General features: G+C 66.1%; 16 protein-coding genes. 6 read left to right on the top strand and 10 right to left on the bottom strand.

What is annotated here, in order from left to right; translation table 11 throughout:
- Positions 1 to 39 precede the first annotated feature (39 nt).
- Positions 40 to 2,481: a TonB-dependent receptor gene (locus QBJ92_RS01550; RefSeq protein WP_277967901.1), complete on the bottom strand. Its 2,442-nt coding sequence runs from the start codon at positions 2,479 to 2,481 to the stop codon at positions 40 to 42.
- A 228-nt stretch (positions 2,482 to 2,709) separates the two neighbouring features.
- Here QBJ92_RS01550 and QBJ92_RS01545 point away from each other — a divergent pair, with 228 nt between their 5' ends.
- Together QBJ92_RS01545 and glsA are read left to right on the top strand one after the other, a co-directional pair.
- Positions 2,710 to 3,264, top strand: coding sequence for a methylated-DNA--[protein]-cysteine S-methyltransferase (locus QBJ92_RS01545; RefSeq protein ID WP_277967900.1), 555 nt, complete (start codon positions 2,710 to 2,712; stop codon positions 3,262 to 3,264).
- Positions 3,265 to 3,344: 80 nt separating this feature from the next.
- Positions 3,345 to 4,229 (top strand): glutaminase A, encoded by an 885-nt coding sequence (gene glsA, locus QBJ92_RS01540; RefSeq protein ID WP_347342776.1) that lies wholly within the window; start codon positions 3,345 to 3,347, stop codon positions 4,227 to 4,229.
- Positions 4,230 to 4,290: 61 nt separating this feature from the next.
- Here glsA and QBJ92_RS01535 read toward each other — a convergent pair whose 3' ends face one another.
- The 4 genes from QBJ92_RS01535 to QBJ92_RS01520 form a co-directional block, all read right to left on the bottom strand.
- Positions 4,291 to 4,599 (bottom strand): hypothetical protein, encoded by a 309-nt coding sequence (locus tag QBJ92_RS01535; protein ID WP_277967899.1) that lies wholly within the window; start codon positions 4,597 to 4,599, stop codon positions 4,291 to 4,293.
- A 26-nt stretch (positions 4,600 to 4,625) separates the two neighbouring features.
- Positions 4,626 to 5,237 carry a general stress protein gene (locus tag QBJ92_RS01530; RefSeq protein ID WP_277967898.1) on the bottom strand — a complete coding sequence of 204 codons (612 nt, stop codon included), beginning with the start codon at positions 5,235 to 5,237 and terminating at the stop codon, positions 4,626 to 4,628.
- A 58-nt stretch (positions 5,238 to 5,295) separates the two neighbouring features.
- Entirely contained in the window at positions 5,296 to 5,553 is a 258-nt protein-coding gene (locus tag QBJ92_RS01525) for a GlsB/YeaQ/YmgE family stress response membrane protein (RefSeq protein ID WP_277967897.1), read from the bottom strand.
- A gap of 153 nt (positions 5,554 to 5,706) precedes the next feature.
- On the bottom strand, positions 5,707 to 7,206 hold the full coding sequence (locus tag QBJ92_RS01520; protein ID WP_277967896.1) for a helix-turn-helix transcriptional regulator: 1,500 nt from the start codon (positions 7,204 to 7,206) through the stop codon (positions 5,707 to 5,709).
- A 112-nt stretch (positions 7,207 to 7,318) separates the two neighbouring features.
- Between QBJ92_RS01520 and QBJ92_RS01515 the strand changes: the two genes are divergently transcribed.
- The 3 genes from QBJ92_RS01515 to QBJ92_RS01505 are packed head-to-tail and all read left to right on the top strand — an operon-like array spanning position 7,319 to position 8,624.
- Positions 7,319 to 7,687: a cupin domain-containing protein gene (locus tag QBJ92_RS01515; protein ID WP_277967895.1), complete on the top strand. Its 369-nt coding sequence runs from the start codon at positions 7,319 to 7,321 to the stop codon at positions 7,685 to 7,687.
- Positions 7,665 to 7,976, top strand: a complete 312-nt coding sequence (locus QBJ92_RS01510; protein WP_347342774.1) for a DUF3253 domain-containing protein — start codon at positions 7,665 to 7,667, stop codon at positions 7,974 to 7,976. Before QBJ92_RS01515 ends, QBJ92_RS01510 begins: the two co-directional genes overlap by 23 nt.
- Positions 7,977 to 8,024: 48 nt before the next feature.
- The gene (locus QBJ92_RS01505) at positions 8,025 to 8,624 is read left to right on the top strand and encodes a septal ring lytic transglycosylase RlpA family protein (RefSeq protein WP_277967894.1); all 600 of its coding nucleotides are present in this window, start codon (positions 8,025 to 8,027) and stop codon (positions 8,622 to 8,624) included.
- Positions 8,625 to 8,652: 28 nt separating this feature from the next.
- Here QBJ92_RS01505 and QBJ92_RS01500 read toward each other — a convergent pair whose 3' ends face one another.
- A complete protein-coding gene (locus tag QBJ92_RS01500) occupies positions 8,653 to 10,791 on the bottom strand; it encodes a malate synthase G (RefSeq protein ID WP_277967893.1) in 2,139 nt (712 codons plus the stop codon).
- A 108-nt stretch (positions 10,792 to 10,899) separates the two neighbouring features.
- Here QBJ92_RS01500 and QBJ92_RS01495 point away from each other — a divergent pair, with 108 nt between their 5' ends.
- The gene (locus QBJ92_RS01495) at positions 10,900 to 11,802 is read left to right on the top strand and encodes a LysR family transcriptional regulator (RefSeq protein WP_277967892.1); all 903 of its coding nucleotides are present in this window, start codon (positions 10,900 to 10,902) and stop codon (positions 11,800 to 11,802) included.
- Positions 11,803 to 11,818: 16 nt separating this feature from the next.
- Here the strand turns inward: QBJ92_RS01495 and QBJ92_RS01490 are convergent, their stop codons facing one another.
- From QBJ92_RS01490 to QBJ92_RS01475, 4 genes are read right to left on the bottom strand one after another with little or no spacing between them, the layout of a single operon-like run.
- Positions 11,819 to 13,360, bottom strand: coding sequence for a DHA2 family efflux MFS transporter permease subunit (locus QBJ92_RS01490; protein WP_277967891.1), 1,542 nt, complete (start codon positions 13,358 to 13,360; stop codon positions 11,819 to 11,821).
- On the bottom strand, positions 13,357 to 14,625 hold the full coding sequence (locus tag QBJ92_RS01485) for an HlyD family efflux transporter periplasmic adaptor subunit (protein ID WP_277967890.1): 1,269 nt from the start codon (positions 14,623 to 14,625) through the stop codon (positions 13,357 to 13,359). Before QBJ92_RS01485 ends, QBJ92_RS01490 begins: the two co-directional genes overlap by 4 nt.
- Positions 14,622 to 16,055 (bottom strand): efflux transporter outer membrane subunit, encoded by a 1,434-nt coding sequence (locus QBJ92_RS01480; RefSeq protein ID WP_277967889.1) that lies wholly within the window; start codon positions 16,053 to 16,055, stop codon positions 14,622 to 14,624. The genes QBJ92_RS01485 and QBJ92_RS01480 overlap by 4 nt, the downstream gene beginning before the upstream one ends.
- On the bottom strand, positions 16,052 to 16,534 hold the full coding sequence (locus QBJ92_RS01475) for a MarR family winged helix-turn-helix transcriptional regulator (protein ID WP_277967888.1): 483 nt from the start codon (positions 16,532 to 16,534) through the stop codon (positions 16,052 to 16,054). Before QBJ92_RS01475 ends, QBJ92_RS01480 begins: the two co-directional genes overlap by 4 nt.
- Positions 16,535 to 16,806 lie beyond the last annotated feature (272 nt).

Here is a 16,806-nt window from a genome sequence, read left to right as displayed (position 1 = left end):
CCCGGGACAAGTCCGCGGGTGACGAAGGTCCCGAGGACCTCACAGATGCAGTCTGGCCTCGAACCCGACCGTCCGCGGCGTCACCACCGAATAGCTGTAGAAGCGGCGTGAAACCCCGTAATCCTGGTTCAGCGCCCCGATCTTGCTGAAATCGTTCCCGACCGAACTCACCGCATACACGTCGAAGATGTTGAGTGCGTACAGACTGAAGTCGTAACGCTTGGTCCGGTACGTCAGCGAGGCGCGATTGAGCACGTAGTCGGGAATCACTTCGCCAAAGCCGCGATTGCCGGTCTTGGTGAAGACGTCGCCGTGATAGGTCAGCGCCCAGTTGACCGCGATATCCGAATCGTTGGCGAGCGGGATCGTGTAGTTCGCCGCCACACTGCCCGAATGCTTCTGCGATCCCGGCAAGCGATCCCCGGCCCGCGCATCGAACGTGTCGTTGTTGACGACGATCAGCCCGGGCGCGTCCTTGGTCAGATGCGCATCGGTATAACCATAATTGCCGCTGAGCTTGAGCCGGTCGGTCAGGCTCGCGGTGGCGGTCAGTTCGACGCCCTTCGAGACCGCCGCGCCCGCGTTGGTGGTGATGCCGACCGCGCCGTTGATCGTCTGGCTGGCGACCTGAAGATCGCGCCAGACGATGTGATAGGCGTCGAGATTGACCGTCAGCCGCCCGTCGAAGAAGGTCCCGCGAACACCGATTTCCTTGTTGTAGGTCTTGTCCGGCCCGTAGAATTGCTCGTTGGACAGCGCGCAGACGTTCTGGCCGGGTTGGAGCGGCAGGATGCACGGGGCAACCGTGTTCGGTCCGCCGATGCGATAGCCGGTCGAGTACGTTCCGTAGACCATCAGCCCCGGGCGGAACTTGTACGACGCGTTCGCTTTGTAGACCACGCCGTCCGAATTCGACTTGCCCGTCCCGATTCGTGACGGCGCAAACTGGATCAAAGGATAGGGCGTCCGCGTCAAACCGCCGCCGAACAGCGGCAAATCGGTCCCGCCCCGCGCGGTTGCATCGTATTTATAGTAGCGGACGCCACCGGTCACCTGGAATGCCGAAGTCAGCTTGAGTGTCGCTTCGCCGAAGACCGCCTTCTCCTTGTTCGAATTGTCAAAGAACGAGATGTATTCGAGATCGTCGACGCGTGGCGAGTTGATGAAGTTTGCGAAGCCGGGCGTATATTCCTGGCGATCGCCGGCGTTCTTCAAATGGTTGTAGAAGCCCCCCAGCGTCCAGCTGAACGGCCCGCCGTGCGTCGAGACCAGCCGCAGTTCCTGCGTGAACTGTTCGTTGCGCGTGGAATTGTTGGCGTAGGAGGAAAACGCCGGAAAGGCTTCATAGCTGTAATTGAGGTCGAGCAGCAGGTCGGTATTGTCCGCCGTGCCGTTGGTCCGCTGCAGCGTGTAGGCGGTCGATGACACCAGTTGCGCGATATGACCGAGATTGGCCTGGAGTTCGAATGCGTAGAGATACGCCCGGCGATCCGACGGCTCGAGATAGCGCCACGGACCCTCATATTTGCCGGTATTGAACGTGAAGGCACCGTTCGACTGGCGGCCATTGGTCTTGGTCTGCTGGAAACCGAAGGTCAGATAGCCCTTGAGGTTCTCGTTCGCCTCGAGCAGCAGCGTGTTGCGCGTCGTCCAGGTACGTTCGAAATTGACGTCCTTCGTGCGCTTGAAATTGTCCTGATATTGTTGCTGCGTCACCGTTTCGTCGAAAGCGCCGCTTGGTTGCGGCAGGGACGTGCCGGGGTTTTGCAGGACGAACGGATAATCGATGAAGCCCGGCTCATAGTAATAGCCCGCCGTGCTGCGCAGCGCGACATGATCCCGGATGATCGGGATGTTGGCGGTAAAGTCGCCCTGGAAGCCGAACTGGCTGCCGTGCGCGACGGTCGACCCGCGGACATGCGCGTCGAGGCTGAAGTTATTGGTGTCAGGCCGCTTCGGAATGTAGCGGATCGCGCCGGCCAGCGTCCCCGCGCCGTACAGCGTACCCTGCGGGCCAAGCAGCACTTCGACCCGTTCGAGATCGAGCAGCTTGAAATCCTGATACAGCGGCACTTCGCCGAGATAGATGGCGACGGCATTGTCGCGATTGTTGGCGAAGTCGCTCGTGTCGTTGGCGGACAGGCCGCGCAGTACGACCGTGCCGGTTGCGCGTGGACCCGTCTGGTTGATCGTGACCCCGGGGGTGAAGTCGGCGAGCCCGCGGATGTCGTAGATTCGCTGGGTCTCGAGCTGGGCGTTTCCGACCGCGGTAATGTTGATGGGAACGTCGGAAAGCGAGGTCGACCGGCGCGTGCCCGTTACGATGATGTCGGCAGGGGCAGCGTCGGCGGAACCCGCATCGGCAGTATCCGGTGCCAGCGTGACGGTGGTGGATTGGGCAAAGGCGGGAACGGCCGCGAACGATCCGCCCAATGTGCTGGCCGATAGCAAGAGTATCCGGATCTTCGAACGTGCGGTCATCGTTCCCCCTGTGGTGGCATGCTGGACGTCGATATCCCCTCCCAAGGACATGCCGGTTTCGGCTTTTTCGTATCGAGCGATGATGCGGTATGGGGTCGGGCAGAGGTTGGCCAAATGGGGTGTTTAACGTAGGCTTTAGGGACGAAGCCCCTGGGACGGAGGCGGTTGCTCCGCCGGCCGGCTCGGCTACAGTGCGGCGATGGGATCTGCTGTTCAGGATCGTGACGCATGACCGGCGCGACCGTGCCCGGGGTCGACCGGCTGTCACTGTCGCGGGTCGACTCCCCGATTGGCGAAATCCTGCTCGTCACGGACGCACAAGGGCGTTTGCGCGCGCTCGACTTCCACGATTATGCGCCGCGGATGCATCGCCTGCTGGAGCGGCACTATGGCCTCGTGCCGTTGCAGGACGCGGCACCACCGACCGCGCTCCGGGCTGCGCTGGAGGCCTATTTCGCGGGCCGGTTCGATGCGCTCGATACGGTTGACGTCGCAACCGGGGGGACGGTGTTCCAGCGCCGGGTGTGGGCGCAGCTCCGTCATATCGGCGCAGGCACGACGACGAGTTACGGTGCGCTCGCCAAGCAGTTGGCTAGCGCCGGGGCAGCGCGTGCGGTCGGGGCGGCGAACGGCCTCAACCCGGTTGCGATCGTCGTTCCGTGCCACCGCGTGATCGGTGCGAACGCCGCGCTGACCGGGTTCGGTGGCGGGATCGACCGCAAGCGCTGGTTGCTGGAGCACGAGAATGCGGTGTTGCGGTTGCACGGCGGCGCGGGCGCGTAGACGGGTCGGGGGTTCGGCCGCGGACCTGAAGGGGGGATGAGACGTTCCCCGAGGATGAACCTGCAAACCATTCCGACGAGATCACCGCCGAAATCGACTACAGCGCGGCTGCGATCGAATCTGCCGCCGATGCGAAGGACCCGGCGGCGCCGCCGGGTCGCTTCGGGATCGCCGTTGCGACCGCCGACACCGTCCTGACCGCAGGGGCCGCGGACGTCGTCTTCCCGATCCAGAGCATCTCCAAGGTGTTCGCCTTCAACCTCGCGCTGCGGGAATTCGGGGATGCCGTATTCGACCGCGTCGGACGCGAGCCCTCGGGCGATCCGTTCAATTCGATGATCGACCTCGAACGCACGCACGGCGTTCCGCGCAATCCCTTCATCAATGCAGGCGCGCTGGTCGTCGTCGACATGCTCGTCGCGACGCCGCACGGAGAAGATGCCGTCGTGGCCTTCGTTCGCGACCAGTTCGACGGTCGGGATGCCCCGCTGGATCAGGCCGTGCTCAACGAGAACGGAGACCTCAATCGCGCGATGCTCAGCTTCATGAAGCATCATGGCAATGTCGTGGGGGCGCTCGATCGGATCATGGACGGCTATGTCCGGCAATGTGCGATTTCGGTCGACTGTTCCGGACTGGCGCTGGCGGGACGGTTCCTGACTCGGACGCGTCTGCCGCTGGGGGACGATGCGGCGGCGGAGCGGGCCCGCCGGATGCGCACGGTCCTCGCGCTAATGATGACCTGCGGCCATTATGATGGGTCTGGGGACTTTGCCGTTCGTGTCGGCTTGCCGTCCAAGAGCGGTGTCGGCGGCGGCATTCTCTCGATCGCGCCGGAACGGGCTGCGATCGCCGTATGGTCGCCCAATTTGGACCAGCACGGCAACTCGATCCTCGGTGTCCGCGCGCTGGAGATGCTGGTCGCCCGGACGGGCTGGTCGGTGTTCGGACCGGCCATCGCCTAGCCGGTCGGGACAAGACAACGGCAGCGCGTGGGCGAACCCTCGCGCTGCCGTTGCAATAGGCTTATTTGCCCGTCGTCACGTTACCCTTGAAGTCGAGCGCGACGTCGACGGTACGGCCGTCCTTGGTCGCCTTTCCGCGCCACACGCCGTGTGCGTCCTTCGCCAAGACCGAAACGTTGGCAAAGCCGGACTTGGCGATGTGTTCGCGCGCCTGGTTCTGCGTGAACGAATTCGCCCCGCGCCGTGCGCCGCCGTCGTTGACGGTGTGCGTGTCCTTCACGACGCGGTTGTTCTTGGCGGGGGCGTCCTGCGCGATGGCCGGGCTTGCCAGCACGGCGGCACCGAGCAGCAGGGGAAGTATGATTCGCATGCGCTTCATCCTTTCAAATCAAAGTGTCAGATGCGGGTGTAGCGCCCGCGTTCGGCGGCCATGTCGGCGTCGGAATAGGACGGGGCGGTGTCGTCGAAGGTCTTCCAGCCCTGCGCCTGATAGGCCTCGCGACGGTCCGCAACGTCGACCGAGCGATCGTCGTCGAGAATGTTGCGCGCGATCTGTACCAGTGGTTCCTCGACCTTGGCGGTGACGAGCGTCCCGCCACGGCGGACACCCTCGGCATAGACGTGCGCGTCCTGCTCGGGCACGCCCGCATGGGTCAGTGCGCCGACGAGGCCGCCTGCCGCTGCACCGATCGCGGCGCCGCCTGCTGCGCCGACGGCGGTCGCCGCCAGCCAGCCTGCCGCCACGACCGGGCCGATCCCCGGGATCGCGAGCAGGCCAAGACCGGCAAGCAAGCCGCCGACCCCGCCGACCGCTGCGCCGAGGCCGGCGCCGGTCCCGGCATCTTCCGCCGCCGCTTCGCCAGCTTCGCTGGTGCGGGGGGAGTCACCGTGCTTGTCATGGCCGACGATGCTGACGTCGCGGTGGGCGATGCCGGCGGCTTCGAGATCCTGCACCGCGCGGCGGGCGTCGTCGTAGTGTTCGAACAAGCCTGTGACGGTCTGTGTCATGATATGCTCCTGTATCCGGCCGAGCCCCAACCGGTAGGTTTGAAAGCGGTAGGGCGGTTCAGCGAACAGTGGTGCGGACCACCATGTGGTAGAGCACCAGCACGACGACCGCGCCGATGACGGCGACGACGAGGCTGTAGAGGTTGAGGCCGGTGACACCGGCTGCGCCGAACTGGTTGAACAGAAATCCACCGACGACCGCGCCGACGACGCCCAGAATGATGTCGAGGATCAGGCCCTCGCCGCTGCGATTGACGATCTTGCTGCCGATGAAACCGGCCACCAGGCCCAGCAGGATCCATGCAAGAATGGACATGTGACGTTCTCCTCTCATAGCGGGCAACTGCCCGGATGATTGGAAAATAGGGTTAAGGATCAACGCACCACAGATGCGCGGGCACCCGTTGCATGGGTGCACGCGCGCCTCTTGGTGCAGAAAGTTTTGGCCGGGTATTTCGCCTGCGCGCGATCAGTCGACGGGTTCGAAGCTCAGCTGATGGCCGCGGTCGCGCGCCCAGATGATCGCCTCGGCGCGGCTGTGCGCGCCGATCTTGGCGTAGAGCCGCGCGACGTGGTTGCGCACCGTGTTGCGCTTGAGCGAAAGCGCGTCGGCGATCGCGTCGTCGCTCTTGCCGCGCGTGATCAGCGCGAGCACCTCGCGTTCGCGTGCCGTCAATTCGACCGGGCGGACCGTCGTGCCCGGGCGCGGGGTGGGGCCGCGCAAGGCGGCGAGGCGGTCCATGATCTTCTGGCTGAGCCAGCTCGAGTCCTGCATCACGCCCTCGATCGCGCCGATCAGGTCGAGTTCGGTGCGCTTGCGGTCGCTGATGTCCTGGTAGGCGGCGAGGATGCAATATTGGCCGTTGATCGTCACCGTCTCGGCCGAGGCGAGGCACGTCACGAGAGCGCCGGTCCGTGTCTTGATCTGCAATTCATAGCCGCGGAACGATCCGCTTTCGGACACCTTTTTCTCGATCTCGCGACGGGTCGCCGAACTTTCGAAAAGTTCGATTTCCGCAGGTTTGCGTCCGACGACGCTTTCGAGCCCCCAGTCGGTCAATGCGAGGAAGGCGTGGTTGACGTTGAGGATGCGGTGGCCGTCGAGGCTGGTGAGCAGCATCGGCACCGGCGCGAAGCGGAAGGCGGTGGCGAAGCGCTCCTCGCTCTGGCGCAAGGCGGTTTCGGCGCGGCGACGGGGTTCGAGGTCGGCGAAGGTGAAGATCATGCACGCTTCGTTGTTGGGCATCTCGGCGGGGTGCCCCGCGAGCAGGACGAGCTTGCTGTCGCCGTTGGGGAGCGGCAGTTCGGCCTCCATCTGCGGGACGATCTGGCCTTCGGTTAGCCGGGCCTTGGCGCTGTCGCTGTCCGCCGCCTGCGCGAGGATGTCGAGTTCGTACACCGACCGCCCGACAATCGCGTCGCGCTCCCATCCCGACAGGTCGAGAAAGCCTTCGTTGACCCGAACGTAGCGCAGGTCGGCGAGGCGGACGATCAACGCCGGGGCGGGGTTGGCGTTGAACATGCTCTCGAACCGTTCACCCGCCTCATAGGCTTCGGTCGCATCACCGATGATGAGCACGAGGCAATCGGGCTTGCCGTCGCGGTCCAGCACAAAGCCGCGCGCGGTGTGGACCCAGTCGGGTTCCTCCTGTCCCGCCTTGCGCACGTCTACGACGACGTCCTCGAACGATTCACCGCGGCACAGCCGGGCCATCGGATAGGCCGCCTTGGGCATCGGCTGGCCGTCACGCAGCCGCAGGTCGAACGCCTGCTGATAGCCCTTCACCGTCCCGCCCCAGTCGGACAGCGCGGTGCAGCCGTGCATGACGAGCGCGGCTTCGTTCGCCCAGACGATCTCCCCGTCGGGCTCGATCAGCACGACGCCGTCGCTAAGCCCTTCGACGATGCGGTGGAGTTGCTCGCGGTCGGGGCGCGTATCGGGATGGGGCGGGTCGATCTTGACGGTCATCGGCGGACAACGCCGTAGGTCGCGAGAAGAGCCGTCGCGCAGTCATCGCGTGTTTCGGTGGAACTAGCAGTGGTGATCCAGCGCTTAGCGATCTTCATTCGGGAGAAACGTCGTGGCTGTATTCAACAAGGACATCATCAAGCTGGTCGAGGCGAACACATACTTCCAGAAAGAAGTGTATATCGACGACAATTGTCAGGTCGTGATGATGCACATCGAACCCGGTGATGACATCGGCGAGGAAACGCATGACGCCGACCAGACGACGTTCTTCGTCTCGGGCGAGGGGCAGACGGTCGTCGACGGCAGCCGCCAGAAGGTCAGCGACAATCATCTGATCGTCATTCCCAAGGGCGCGCTGCACAACATCATTAACAAGGGCGACGCGCCGCTCAAGCTGTTCACCGTCTATTCGCCGCCCGCCGAAGAACCTGGCGTCGCGCACAAGACCAAGGCCGATGCCGAAGCCGCCGAGGATTGATCCGACCTGCCCGGACGCGGTGCGTCCGGGCACTTTACAGAAGATGATCGCCGCCATGACCGCACGCGACGCCACACTGGCGCTTCTGGCCAAGCGGGCTCCGGGAGCGACAGTTTGCCCGAGCGAGGTGGCCCGCGCGTTGGCAACGGGCGGCGACTGGCGGCGCGAAATGCCGACGGTGCACGCTGCGGTCGATCACCTGGTGGACGAAGGCGTGATCCGGTTGAGCTGGAAGGGGCAGGCGCTCCCTACACGGGCCGGACCCTATCGGATCGGTCGACCGGACTGAGTTCGGAAAGACCTTCCGCCGATCGGCAAGCGTGCCTACAAAGCCGCCATGTCCAGTCGTACGACCCTGCGGAGCGGCGCAATCGCTGCCACGCTGCTCGCGCTGTCCGCCTGCGCGGGCGGAAATTACCGACCGCCGAGCGACGCGCTGGTCAAGATCGGCAAACCCTATGTCGTGCGCGGCGTAACGCTGGTTCCGGCGGCGGACCCGACCTACGACATGCTCGGCTACGCAAGCTGGTACGGGAGCGAGTCCGGCAACCGCACCGCCAATGGCGAGCGGTTCCGGCCGAAGTGGATCACGGCCGCGCACAAGACGTTGCCGTTGCCGACCTATGTCGAAGTGACTGCGCTCGCGACCGGGCGCAGGATCGTGGTGCGCATCAACGATCGCGGGCCGTTCGTACCGGGGGCACGGATCATCGACCTGTCGCAAGGGGCTGCGGACGAACTCGGCATCCGGCAGGGTGGGCACGCCGCGGTGCGCGTACGGCGGATCGAGCCGAGCGAGGCGGACCGTCGTCGGCTGCTCAAGGGCAAGCCCGCGCGCGACCTGCCGCCCGAATCAGATCAGGCCGTCGGAAGGTTGCAAAGCCAATTGTCCGCGGCGGGGATGTCGCTGACCGGACGATCCGCGCGGCGGTTCTGAGCCGCGCGGATCGGGAGCGCGTTGTGTCCTAGCCCCGGGCCTTGGCCTCCGCACGGAAGCGGTGGAGCAGCGGTTCGGTATAGCCGTTGGGCTGAGTCAGCCCTTCGAACACCAGCGCCCGTGCCGCCCGGAAGGCAAGGTTGGTGTCGGGGTCCGCCGCCATCGGGCGATACAGCGGATCACCCGCATTCTGCGCATCCACCTTCGCCGCCATCCGCCGCAGCGCGGCGTCGGCGTCCTCCTGCGTGGCGACGCCGTGGAGCAGCCAGTTCGCCATATGCTGTGACGAGATCCGCAGCGTCGCGCGGTCTTCCATCAGCCCGACGTCGTGGATGTCGGGCACCTTGGAACAGCCGATCCCCTGATCGACCCAGCGCACGACATAGCCGAGGATTCCCTGCGCATTGTTCTCCAGCTCCTCGCGGACCTCGTCGGGATGCCAGTTGTGCCCGGTCGCGAGCGGCAGCGACAATAGCGTTTCGAGCGGCGCGATTCCTTCGTCGCGCCGCGCCGACTGGCGTGCCGCCACGTCGACGTCGTGATAATGCGTCGCGTGGAGCGTCGCCGCGGTCGGGCTTGGGACCCAGGCGGTGGTCGCGCCGCTTTGGGGATGCGCGATCTTGTCGCGCAGCATGTCGTGCATCCGGTCGGGCGCCGCCCACATCCCCTTGCCGATCTGCGCGCGACCCGCAAAACCGCTCGCCAGACCGATCTGGACGTTGCGATCCTCATACGCCTGGATCCACGCGGCGCGCTTCATCTCGCCCTTGCGCACCATCGGACCTGCACGCATCGCGCTGTGCATCTCGTCGCCGGTCCGGTCGAGGAAGCCCGTGTTGATGAACACGATGCGGTCCTTCACCGCCGCGATGCACGCCGCGAGATTGGCGCTGGTACGGCGTTCCTCGTCCATCACGCCGACCTTGACCGTGTGCCGCGGCAGGCCGAGCAGATCCTCGACTGCATCGAACAGGCGGTTGGTGAACGCCGCCTCTTCGGGGCCGTGCATCTTGGGCTTCACGATATAGATCGATCCCGCGCGGCTGTTGGTCCGCGCGCCGTTGACGTCGTGCGCCCCGATCAGCGAGGTGACGATCGCATCGAGAATGCCTTCGGGGGCTTGCGTGCCATCCTGCAACAGCACCGCGGGGGTCGTCATCAGATGTCCGACATTGCGGACGAACATCAGGCTGCGCCCCGGCAGGACGAGCGGCGTCCCGTCGGTCCGCACATACTGGCGATCGGGCGCGAGCGTTCGCGTCATCGTCCGCCCGTTCTTGTCGAAGCGCGCCTCCAGCGTGCCCTGCATCAGGTCGAGCCAGTTGGCGTAGGCCGCGACCTTGTCCTCGGCGTCGACCGCGGCGATCGAATCCTCGAGGTCCGCGATCGTGGTGAGGGCGGATTCGAGCACCACGTCGGCAAGCCCGGCGGGGTCGTCGCGACCGATCGGGTGGGTGCGGTCGATCACCAGTTCGATGTGAAGCCCGTTATGCCGCAGCAGGATCGTGTCGCCCGCCTGTCCGATGCGCTGGTCGGGATTGGCGAGCACTGGCGTGTCCCCGGTCCACGTGCTCCACGATCCGTCGGCAAGCGGCACCGCGCGGTCGAGGAAGGCCTTCGCCCAGGCGATCACCGCTGCGCCGCGGACGGGATCATAGCCGGGGCCGGTGGCGCTGCCCGGCAATGCGTCGGTGCCATAGAGGGCGTCGTACAGGCTGCCCCAGCGCGCATTGGCCGCGTTGAGCAGGAACCGTGCGTTGAGGATTGGCACGACCAGCTGCGGGCCGGCAAGCTGCGCAACCTCGGGGTCGACATTCTCGGGCGCGATCGTGAACGGCTCCGGCGCGTTGACGAGATAGTCGATGTCGTGGAGGAACGTGCGATACGCACCCGCGTCGAACGCCGCGCCCTGATGGTCTGTGTGCCATGCGTCGAGCTTGGCCTGCAACGAATCGCGTACCGCTAGCAGCCGCGCATTCTCGGGGGCGAAGCGCGCGAAGATGTCGGCAACCCCTTGCCAGAAAGCGTCGGGCGCGAGGCCGCTGCCGGGGAGGGCGCGGGTTTCGAGGAACGCGGCGAGGGGGGCCGCGACCTGCAAGCCGGCGCGGGGCTGATAGTCGACGCCGTGCGGGCTGGGCGCGGGCGACGGATCTGCTGGCTGTGTCATCGGGACGATCCTCCGGACATGATCGGGACTGTGGGTGCAGGAATAGGCGCTTGCCAATTCCGACGCCAGCCGATCAAACGTCGAAACACTTGTTCACGAGAAGAACGAATGGATCCGGATTACGACGTCTTCGATGCGATCGTCGCGGGCGGCAGCCTGTCCGCCGCGGCGCGCGCGATGCATCTTTCGCCCGCGATGGTCTCCAAACGGCTGGCACGGCTGGAGGAGCGGCTGGGGGTGCGGTTGTTCCATCGCACGACCCGCAAGCTCGCGCTGACTGACGCCGGCGAGCGTTTCCACGGCGACGTCGCCGCAATCCTGCAGGCCGTCCGCGACGCGGAAAGCCGCCTGATCGGGACGCGGTCGGAACCTGCGGGGACGGTGCGGCTGTCTGCACCCACGTCGTTCGGACGGTTGCACGTGGCGCCCAAGCTACACGCCTTTTTGGTGCACTATCCGCGAGTCCGGCTCGAGCTGGACCTGTCCGACGATATGGTCGACCTGTACGGGGGGCGCTACGATCTCGCGATCCGGATCGCGACGACGATCCCGCCCAATCTGGTCGCGCATCGGCTCGGCGGCAGTCGGCGATTGTTGTGCGCCAGTCCGCGCTACCTCGAACGGCACGGCCCGCCGGCGACGATCGAGACGCTCGCGCAGCATCGTCTGCTCGCCGCCGCCGGGCAAATGCCATGGCGTCTGGTCAAGGGAAGGCGGCGCTTCACCGTCGAGGGCGAGAGCCATGTACGGACCAACTCGAGTGAAGTGATCCGCGAACTCGCGATTATCGGGGTCGGGATCGCGCTGCGGTCCTTGTGGGACGTCGAGCAAGCGCTTGCCAGCGGTGCGCTGATGCCCGTGCTGCCGGGGTGGGAGGGGCCGGACGATCTCGCGGTCCACGCGGTCTATCCGCGTGGACCGTCGACTCCGCCCGCGATCACCGCGCTGGTGGCGTTCCTCCAGGAAACGCTGGCGGATGCGTCGTGGGATGCGGTGCGGCCTCGTCCGTAAACCGGACGGGGGCCGGTCAGTCCGCCGCCACCACGATATCGCTCGGCGCCGGACGTCGCGTCAGCCAGATCACGCCGACCATCGCCACCGCCATCCATCCGCAGATCCAGAACACCTCGACCGACGCCAGCAGATACGACTGGGTGACGATCTGCCGCATGATCGAGCCCGCCGCCTGTGTCGACGTCATGCCCGCCGCCTGGAGTTGCTCGACCGCCTGACGATAGATCGGCGAATACGCGGTGCCCACTTCGGTCAGCCGAGTCTGGTGCAGCGCCTCGCGACGATCCCAGGACGTCGTGATGATCGATGCGGCAAAACTGCCCGCGGTAATGCGCGCGAAGTTCGAGATGCCGCTTGCCGAGGGAACACGATCGCCGGGGATGCCGTCGAACGAGATGGTTACCAGCGGCACGAAGAACATGCTCATCGCCAGCCCTTGCAACAGCAGCGGGAACATCAGCGTCCAGAAGCTCGCATCCGGGGTGTATTGCGACCGCATGAAATAGGAGGCGGCGAAGATGAGGAACGCCGTCGTCGTCAGCCAGCGCGGATCGATCTTGAGTTTACTGATGAACGGCGTTGCGATCACCGCGACGATCCCGCTCGGCGCGGCGACGAACCCGGCCCAGGTTGCGGTATACCCCATCTGCGCCTGCAGCCACAACGGCAGCAGCAGGTTGTTCGCGAAGAACAATGCATAGCCGAGGCACAACGCGAGCGTCCCGAACGCGAAGTTGCGGCGCGCAAACAGGCTGAGGTCGACCGCGGGATTGCCATCGGTGAGTTCCCAGATCAGCCACGCGGCGAACCCGACGATCGCGCACACCAGCAGGATCACGATCAACGGGTTGTTGAACCAGTCGCGGTCCTTGCCGAGATCGAGCATCGTCTGCAGGCTGAACACCCAGAAGGCGAGCAGGATCAGCCCGACCGTATCGATCGGCAGTTTGCGGGTCGGGGTCTCGCGGCTTGCGAGCGAGCGCCACGAGACGAACGCGCAGGCGATGCCGACAGGGACGTTCATCAGGAAAATCCAGCCCCAATGGTAATTGTCCGAGATGTAGCCGCCGAGGACCGGTCCCAACACCGGCGCGGTGAGCGTCGTCATCGACCAGATGCTCAGTGCGGTGCCGCGTTTGTGCGCGGGGAAAATCGAGATGAGCAGCGCTTGGCTGCCCGGGATCATCGGCCCGGACACTGCGCCTTGCAGGATGCGGAAGCCGATCAGCGACGACAGGTCCCACGCCAGACCGCACAGCAGCGAAGCAATCGTGAACAGGATGACCGATACGGTAAACGTCTTCACCACGCCGAAGCGCTGCATCAGCCAGCCGGTGAGGGGCACGGTTACGCCGTTCGCCACCGCGAACGACGTAATGACCCATGTACCGTTATCGGTCGAGACGCCGAGATTGCCCGCGATCGTCGGCAGCGAGACGTTGGCGATCGTCCCGTCGAGCACCTGCATGAAGGTCCCCAGCGCGAGCGCGAGCGAGGTGATCGCCAGCGTCGCGCCACGCAGCGGGGCAGCCCCCGCGTCGGCCGGTGCGCTCACCGATCGCGCCCGAGGTTCTGCCCAAGATTCTGGGCAATGATGCGGCGAACCATCGTATCGACTTCGGGGCCGCCGTCGAGGCTCTGCTGGGTTCCACCCGCAGGCGCGGTGCTCTCCGCGACCATCGCGCCGGACAGGTTGCTCGTTGCGACCACCGCGTTGACCGACAGGCCGATCCGCAGCGGATGTGCGCGCAGTTCGGCGGGATCGAGCGCGATCCGCACGGGAACGCGCTGGACGATCTTGATCCAGTTGCCCGAGGCGTTCTGCGGCGGCAGCAGCGAGAAGGCGTTGCCGCTGCCCGCGCCGAGCCCGAGCACCTTGCCGTGGAAGGTGACGGCCTTGCCGTACACGTCGGCGGTGATCGTCACGGGCTGACCGACGCGGAGATGCTGGAGCTGCGTCTCGCGGAAGTTGGCGTCGATCCACAGGCTGTCGAGCGGGACGACCGCCATCAAAGGCGTGCCCGCTGCGACACGCTGGCCGAGCTGGACGGTGCGTTGCGCGACGATCCCGGCGACCGGGGCGACGATCTTCATGTGGCTGCTGTCGATCGCGGCGCGGCGGACGTCGGCGATCGCGGCCAGGACCTGCGGATTATTGGCGACGTCGGTGCCAGCGACGGTGCTTGCGGCCTGGGCTTGCTTGGCGCGCGCCAGCGCCAGCGCAGCGCGGGCGGTGGTGACCGCGTCGGCGGCGTGCGACAGTTCCTCGCCCGATATTGCGCCATCGCGCGCGGCACCCTGGCGGCGACTGTAATCGTTCTGCGCGCGCGACAGTTCGGCTTGCGCCTGCGCGATCTCCGCGCCGGCTTCGTCGACTTGCGCATGGGTAGACCGGACCGCACGGACCGCGCGACCCAGTGCTGCTTGCGCCGCGTCCATCTGCACGCCGACCGTTGCCGGATCGAGATCGATCAGCGGCTGGCCACGCTTCACCGACTGGGTGTTGTCGGCATGGAGCGCGAGTACGGTGCCGCCGTCGCGCGCGGTGACCGCGATGACGTTCCCGGCGACATAGGCATCGTCGGTTTCCTCGGTCGGCGGCGCGGTAAAGACGCTGATGCCGTAAAGGACCAGCCCGATCAGGACGACCAGCCCGAGCAGGCCGAACGCGATCCGGCGGATGCGCGTGCGGCGTCGATCCGCGTTCGGGGTTTCGGGCGGCGGAGCATCGGCGGCGGCAGGTTCGGCGCCGACGACCGGCTCGATCCGCTCCGCGCGTTCCGCCGCTTGCTTCCAATCGGTGGGGGTCTGGTCGTTCATGACGTCTTGTCCGCAAGAGCAGCCGCAGTGGACTGCGAGGAAGGATCGAAACCGCCGCCAAGCGCGGCAATGAGCTGGATACGACGTGTGAGCGCATCGGACTGGAGCCCGACCAGCGCTTGCTCGGCCTCGAGCAGGCGGAAGCCCGCGTCGATGCTGTCGAGCTGCGAGCCGAGGCCGGTCGAGACGCGGACCTGATCGAGCCGCACCGTCTCACGCAGCCCGGCGACGACGCGACGTTGCGCGGCTGCGTCCTGGTCGGATGCGCGGACTTGCGTCAGCGCATCCGCCGAATCGCGCACCGCGCCGAGCACCGCATCGTCATAAGCGGCGACCGCCTCGTCGAGCGCGGCGGTCGCGCCTTGATATTGCGCCTTGAGCTTGCCGCCTTCGAAGATCGGCACGTGGATCGCAGGCCCTGCGCCGTACGTCCGCGCGCCAAGGTCGAAGAAGTTTCCGAGCCCCAAGGCGGTAAAGCCCGCGAGCGCCTGGATATTGACGTTGGGCAGGAAATCCGCCCGCGCGACGCGGCGTCCGGCTGCCGCCGAATCGATCCGCGCCTGTCCGGCAAGCAGGTCGGGACGGCGCCCGAGCAGATCCGCTGGCAACAGGTTCGGCACTACCGGCGGCGCGTCGAACGCCAGTCTGGGGTTGGTGATCTGCGGATAGAAGTCCGCGCCGCGCCCGACCAGCGCGGCAAGCGCGTGGACCAGCAGCTCGCGCTGCGCCAGCGCACGGGTGCGCGCCTGGTCTGCTTCCGCCAGCAACGTCTCGCCCTGGCGCAGTTCGAACTGGCTGGCGAGCTTGTTGCGGATCCGCGAATTGATGAAGCCCAAGGCCTGTCGCCGCGTCGCAACGAAGTTGTCGGCGACGCGGATGAGCTGATCGGCCCGTGCGAGCCCGACATAGGCCTGCGCGATCGAGGTCGACACCGTCAGTCGCGCCGCGGCCGCATCGAGCGCCGTCGCCGCAACGTCGGCGCGCGCGCCCGCCACCAGCGCGCGCTGGCGACCGAACAGATCCAGGTTCCAGCTCAGGTTCGCCTGCACGGTCGAGAGCGGATAGGCGTTGCCCGCATAGGGCCGCGGATAGACCGCGCGATTGGAGAAGCGCTGGTAGATCGACTGGCCGTCGAGCGTCACCTGCGGCAACTGATCGCCGCGGCGAACGCCGAGCGTCCCCTGCGCCATCCGCACCCGCGCCAGCGCGCGGTCCAGCGAGGGATTGTCCGCCAGCCCCATCGTCACCAGGCGATCGAGCTGGGGATCGCCGAATGCGGTCCACCAATCCTGTGCGATGGGAGCGGACGTGGCGGCGAGCCCAAGCGCTGCCGGCTGGACCTGCGCGACACGCGGGGGATCGTGCGGCACCGCGGCGCAGGACGACAGCAGCACCGCGGCAAGGGCGGCGATCCCGACGCCGCGCGTCACTGGTCGTCCTCCACGAGCGGGGCCACCCCGGCGACGCGCTCGGCCTCCACCAGGATGCGCGCCAGCATGGTGACGAACTGGTTCGCCTCGTCCTGCGACAGGGGCGCGATCACTTCGTTCCAGGCACCGACGACGTCACCCTGGAGCGTTTCCACCCTCTTGCTGCCGAGTTCGGTCGTCATCAGGCGGACGACGCGGCGGTCCTCGCCGCTGCGATCGCGGGCGAGGAGCTTTCGCGTCTCCAGCACGTCGATCAATCGCGTCGTCGCACCGGTCGTGATGCCGAGTTCGCGCGCAAGCTCACCGGCCGTATCGGCGAGTCCGTCGCGCACCACCTTGAGCGCGACCCATTGCTGATAGGACAGGTCGCCGGCGTTGATGCGCGAGTCGACGAAGGCGGACATGACCTTGTCGAGCCGCCGCAGCAGACGCCCCGGCGCGCGACTGGCGGAGCAATCCTCCAAATTGAATACCGCCATTATCTTCTACCTCATTAGCTGCATGAGCAGATACATTGGCAAAAGATATTTACAAGTGCAGTGCGTGCAATCGTATCGGCGCGGACTGCTGCGCCCGTCCAAACCCCGTTCGGACGTCGGCCGGTCTCCAGTTGGTGAGCACGCCGACATCGTTGCTCGTCGATATTCTTCGACTGTCACCGGGGTGTCACAGGCCCCGACCAAGGACTCCAGAGTGATGGAGCCGTTGCCGCCGCTCGATTTCATGCAATGCCGCGCGTTTCGGGCGTAAG

It is taken from the genome of Sphingomonas echinoides (assembly GCF_029623395.1).
Classification (GTDB): Bacteria; Pseudomonadota; Alphaproteobacteria; order Sphingomonadales; family Sphingomonadaceae; genus Sphingomonas; species Sphingomonas echinoides_A.
This window is presented reverse-complemented; position numbering and strand designations above follow the sequence as displayed.

What these genes read in the sequence shown, in the direction of transcription:
- QBJ92_RS01550 (WP_277967901.1), bottom strand. Translation starts at nt 2,481, where the DNA reads ATGACCGCACGTTCGAAGATCCGGATACTCTTGCTATCGGCCAGCACA.
- QBJ92_RS01545 (WP_277967900.1), top strand. Translation starts at nt 2,710, where the DNA reads ATGACCGGCGCGACCGTGCCCGGGGTCGACCGGCTGTCACTGTCGCGG.
- QBJ92_RS01535 (WP_277967899.1), bottom strand. Translation starts at nt 4,599, where the DNA reads ATGCGAATCATACTTCCCCTGCTGCTCGGTGCCGCCGTGCTGGCAAGC.
- QBJ92_RS01530 (WP_277967898.1), bottom strand. Translation starts at nt 5,237, where the DNA reads ATGACACAGACCGTCACAGGCTTGTTCGAACACTACGACGACGCCCGC.
- QBJ92_RS01525 (WP_277967897.1), bottom strand. Translation starts at nt 5,553, where the DNA reads ATGTCCATTCTTGCATGGATCCTGCTGGGCCTGGTGGCCGGTTTCATC.
- QBJ92_RS01520 (WP_277967896.1), bottom strand. Translation starts at nt 7,206, where the DNA reads ATGACCGTCAAGATCGACCCGCCCCATCCCGATACGCGCCCCGACCGC.
- QBJ92_RS01510 (WP_347342774.1), top strand. Translation starts at nt 7,665, where the DNA reads ATGCCGAAGCCGCCGAGGATTGATCCGACCTGCCCGGACGCGGTGCGT.
- QBJ92_RS01505 (WP_277967894.1), top strand. Translation starts at nt 8,025, where the DNA reads ATGTCCAGTCGTACGACCCTGCGGAGCGGCGCAATCGCTGCCACGCTG.
- QBJ92_RS01500 (WP_277967893.1), bottom strand. Translation starts at nt 10,791, where the DNA reads ATGACACAGCCAGCAGATCCGTCGCCCGCGCCCAGCCCGCACGGCGTC.
- QBJ92_RS01495 (WP_277967892.1), top strand. Translation starts at nt 10,900, where the DNA reads ATGGATCCGGATTACGACGTCTTCGATGCGATCGTCGCGGGCGGCAGC.
- QBJ92_RS01485 (WP_277967890.1), bottom strand. Translation starts at nt 14,625, where the DNA reads ATGAACGACCAGACCCCCACCGATTGGAAGCAAGCGGCGGAACGCGCG.
- QBJ92_RS01475 (WP_277967888.1), bottom strand. Translation starts at nt 16,534, where the DNA reads ATGGCGGTATTCAATTTGGAGGATTGCTCCGCCAGTCGCGCGCCGGGG.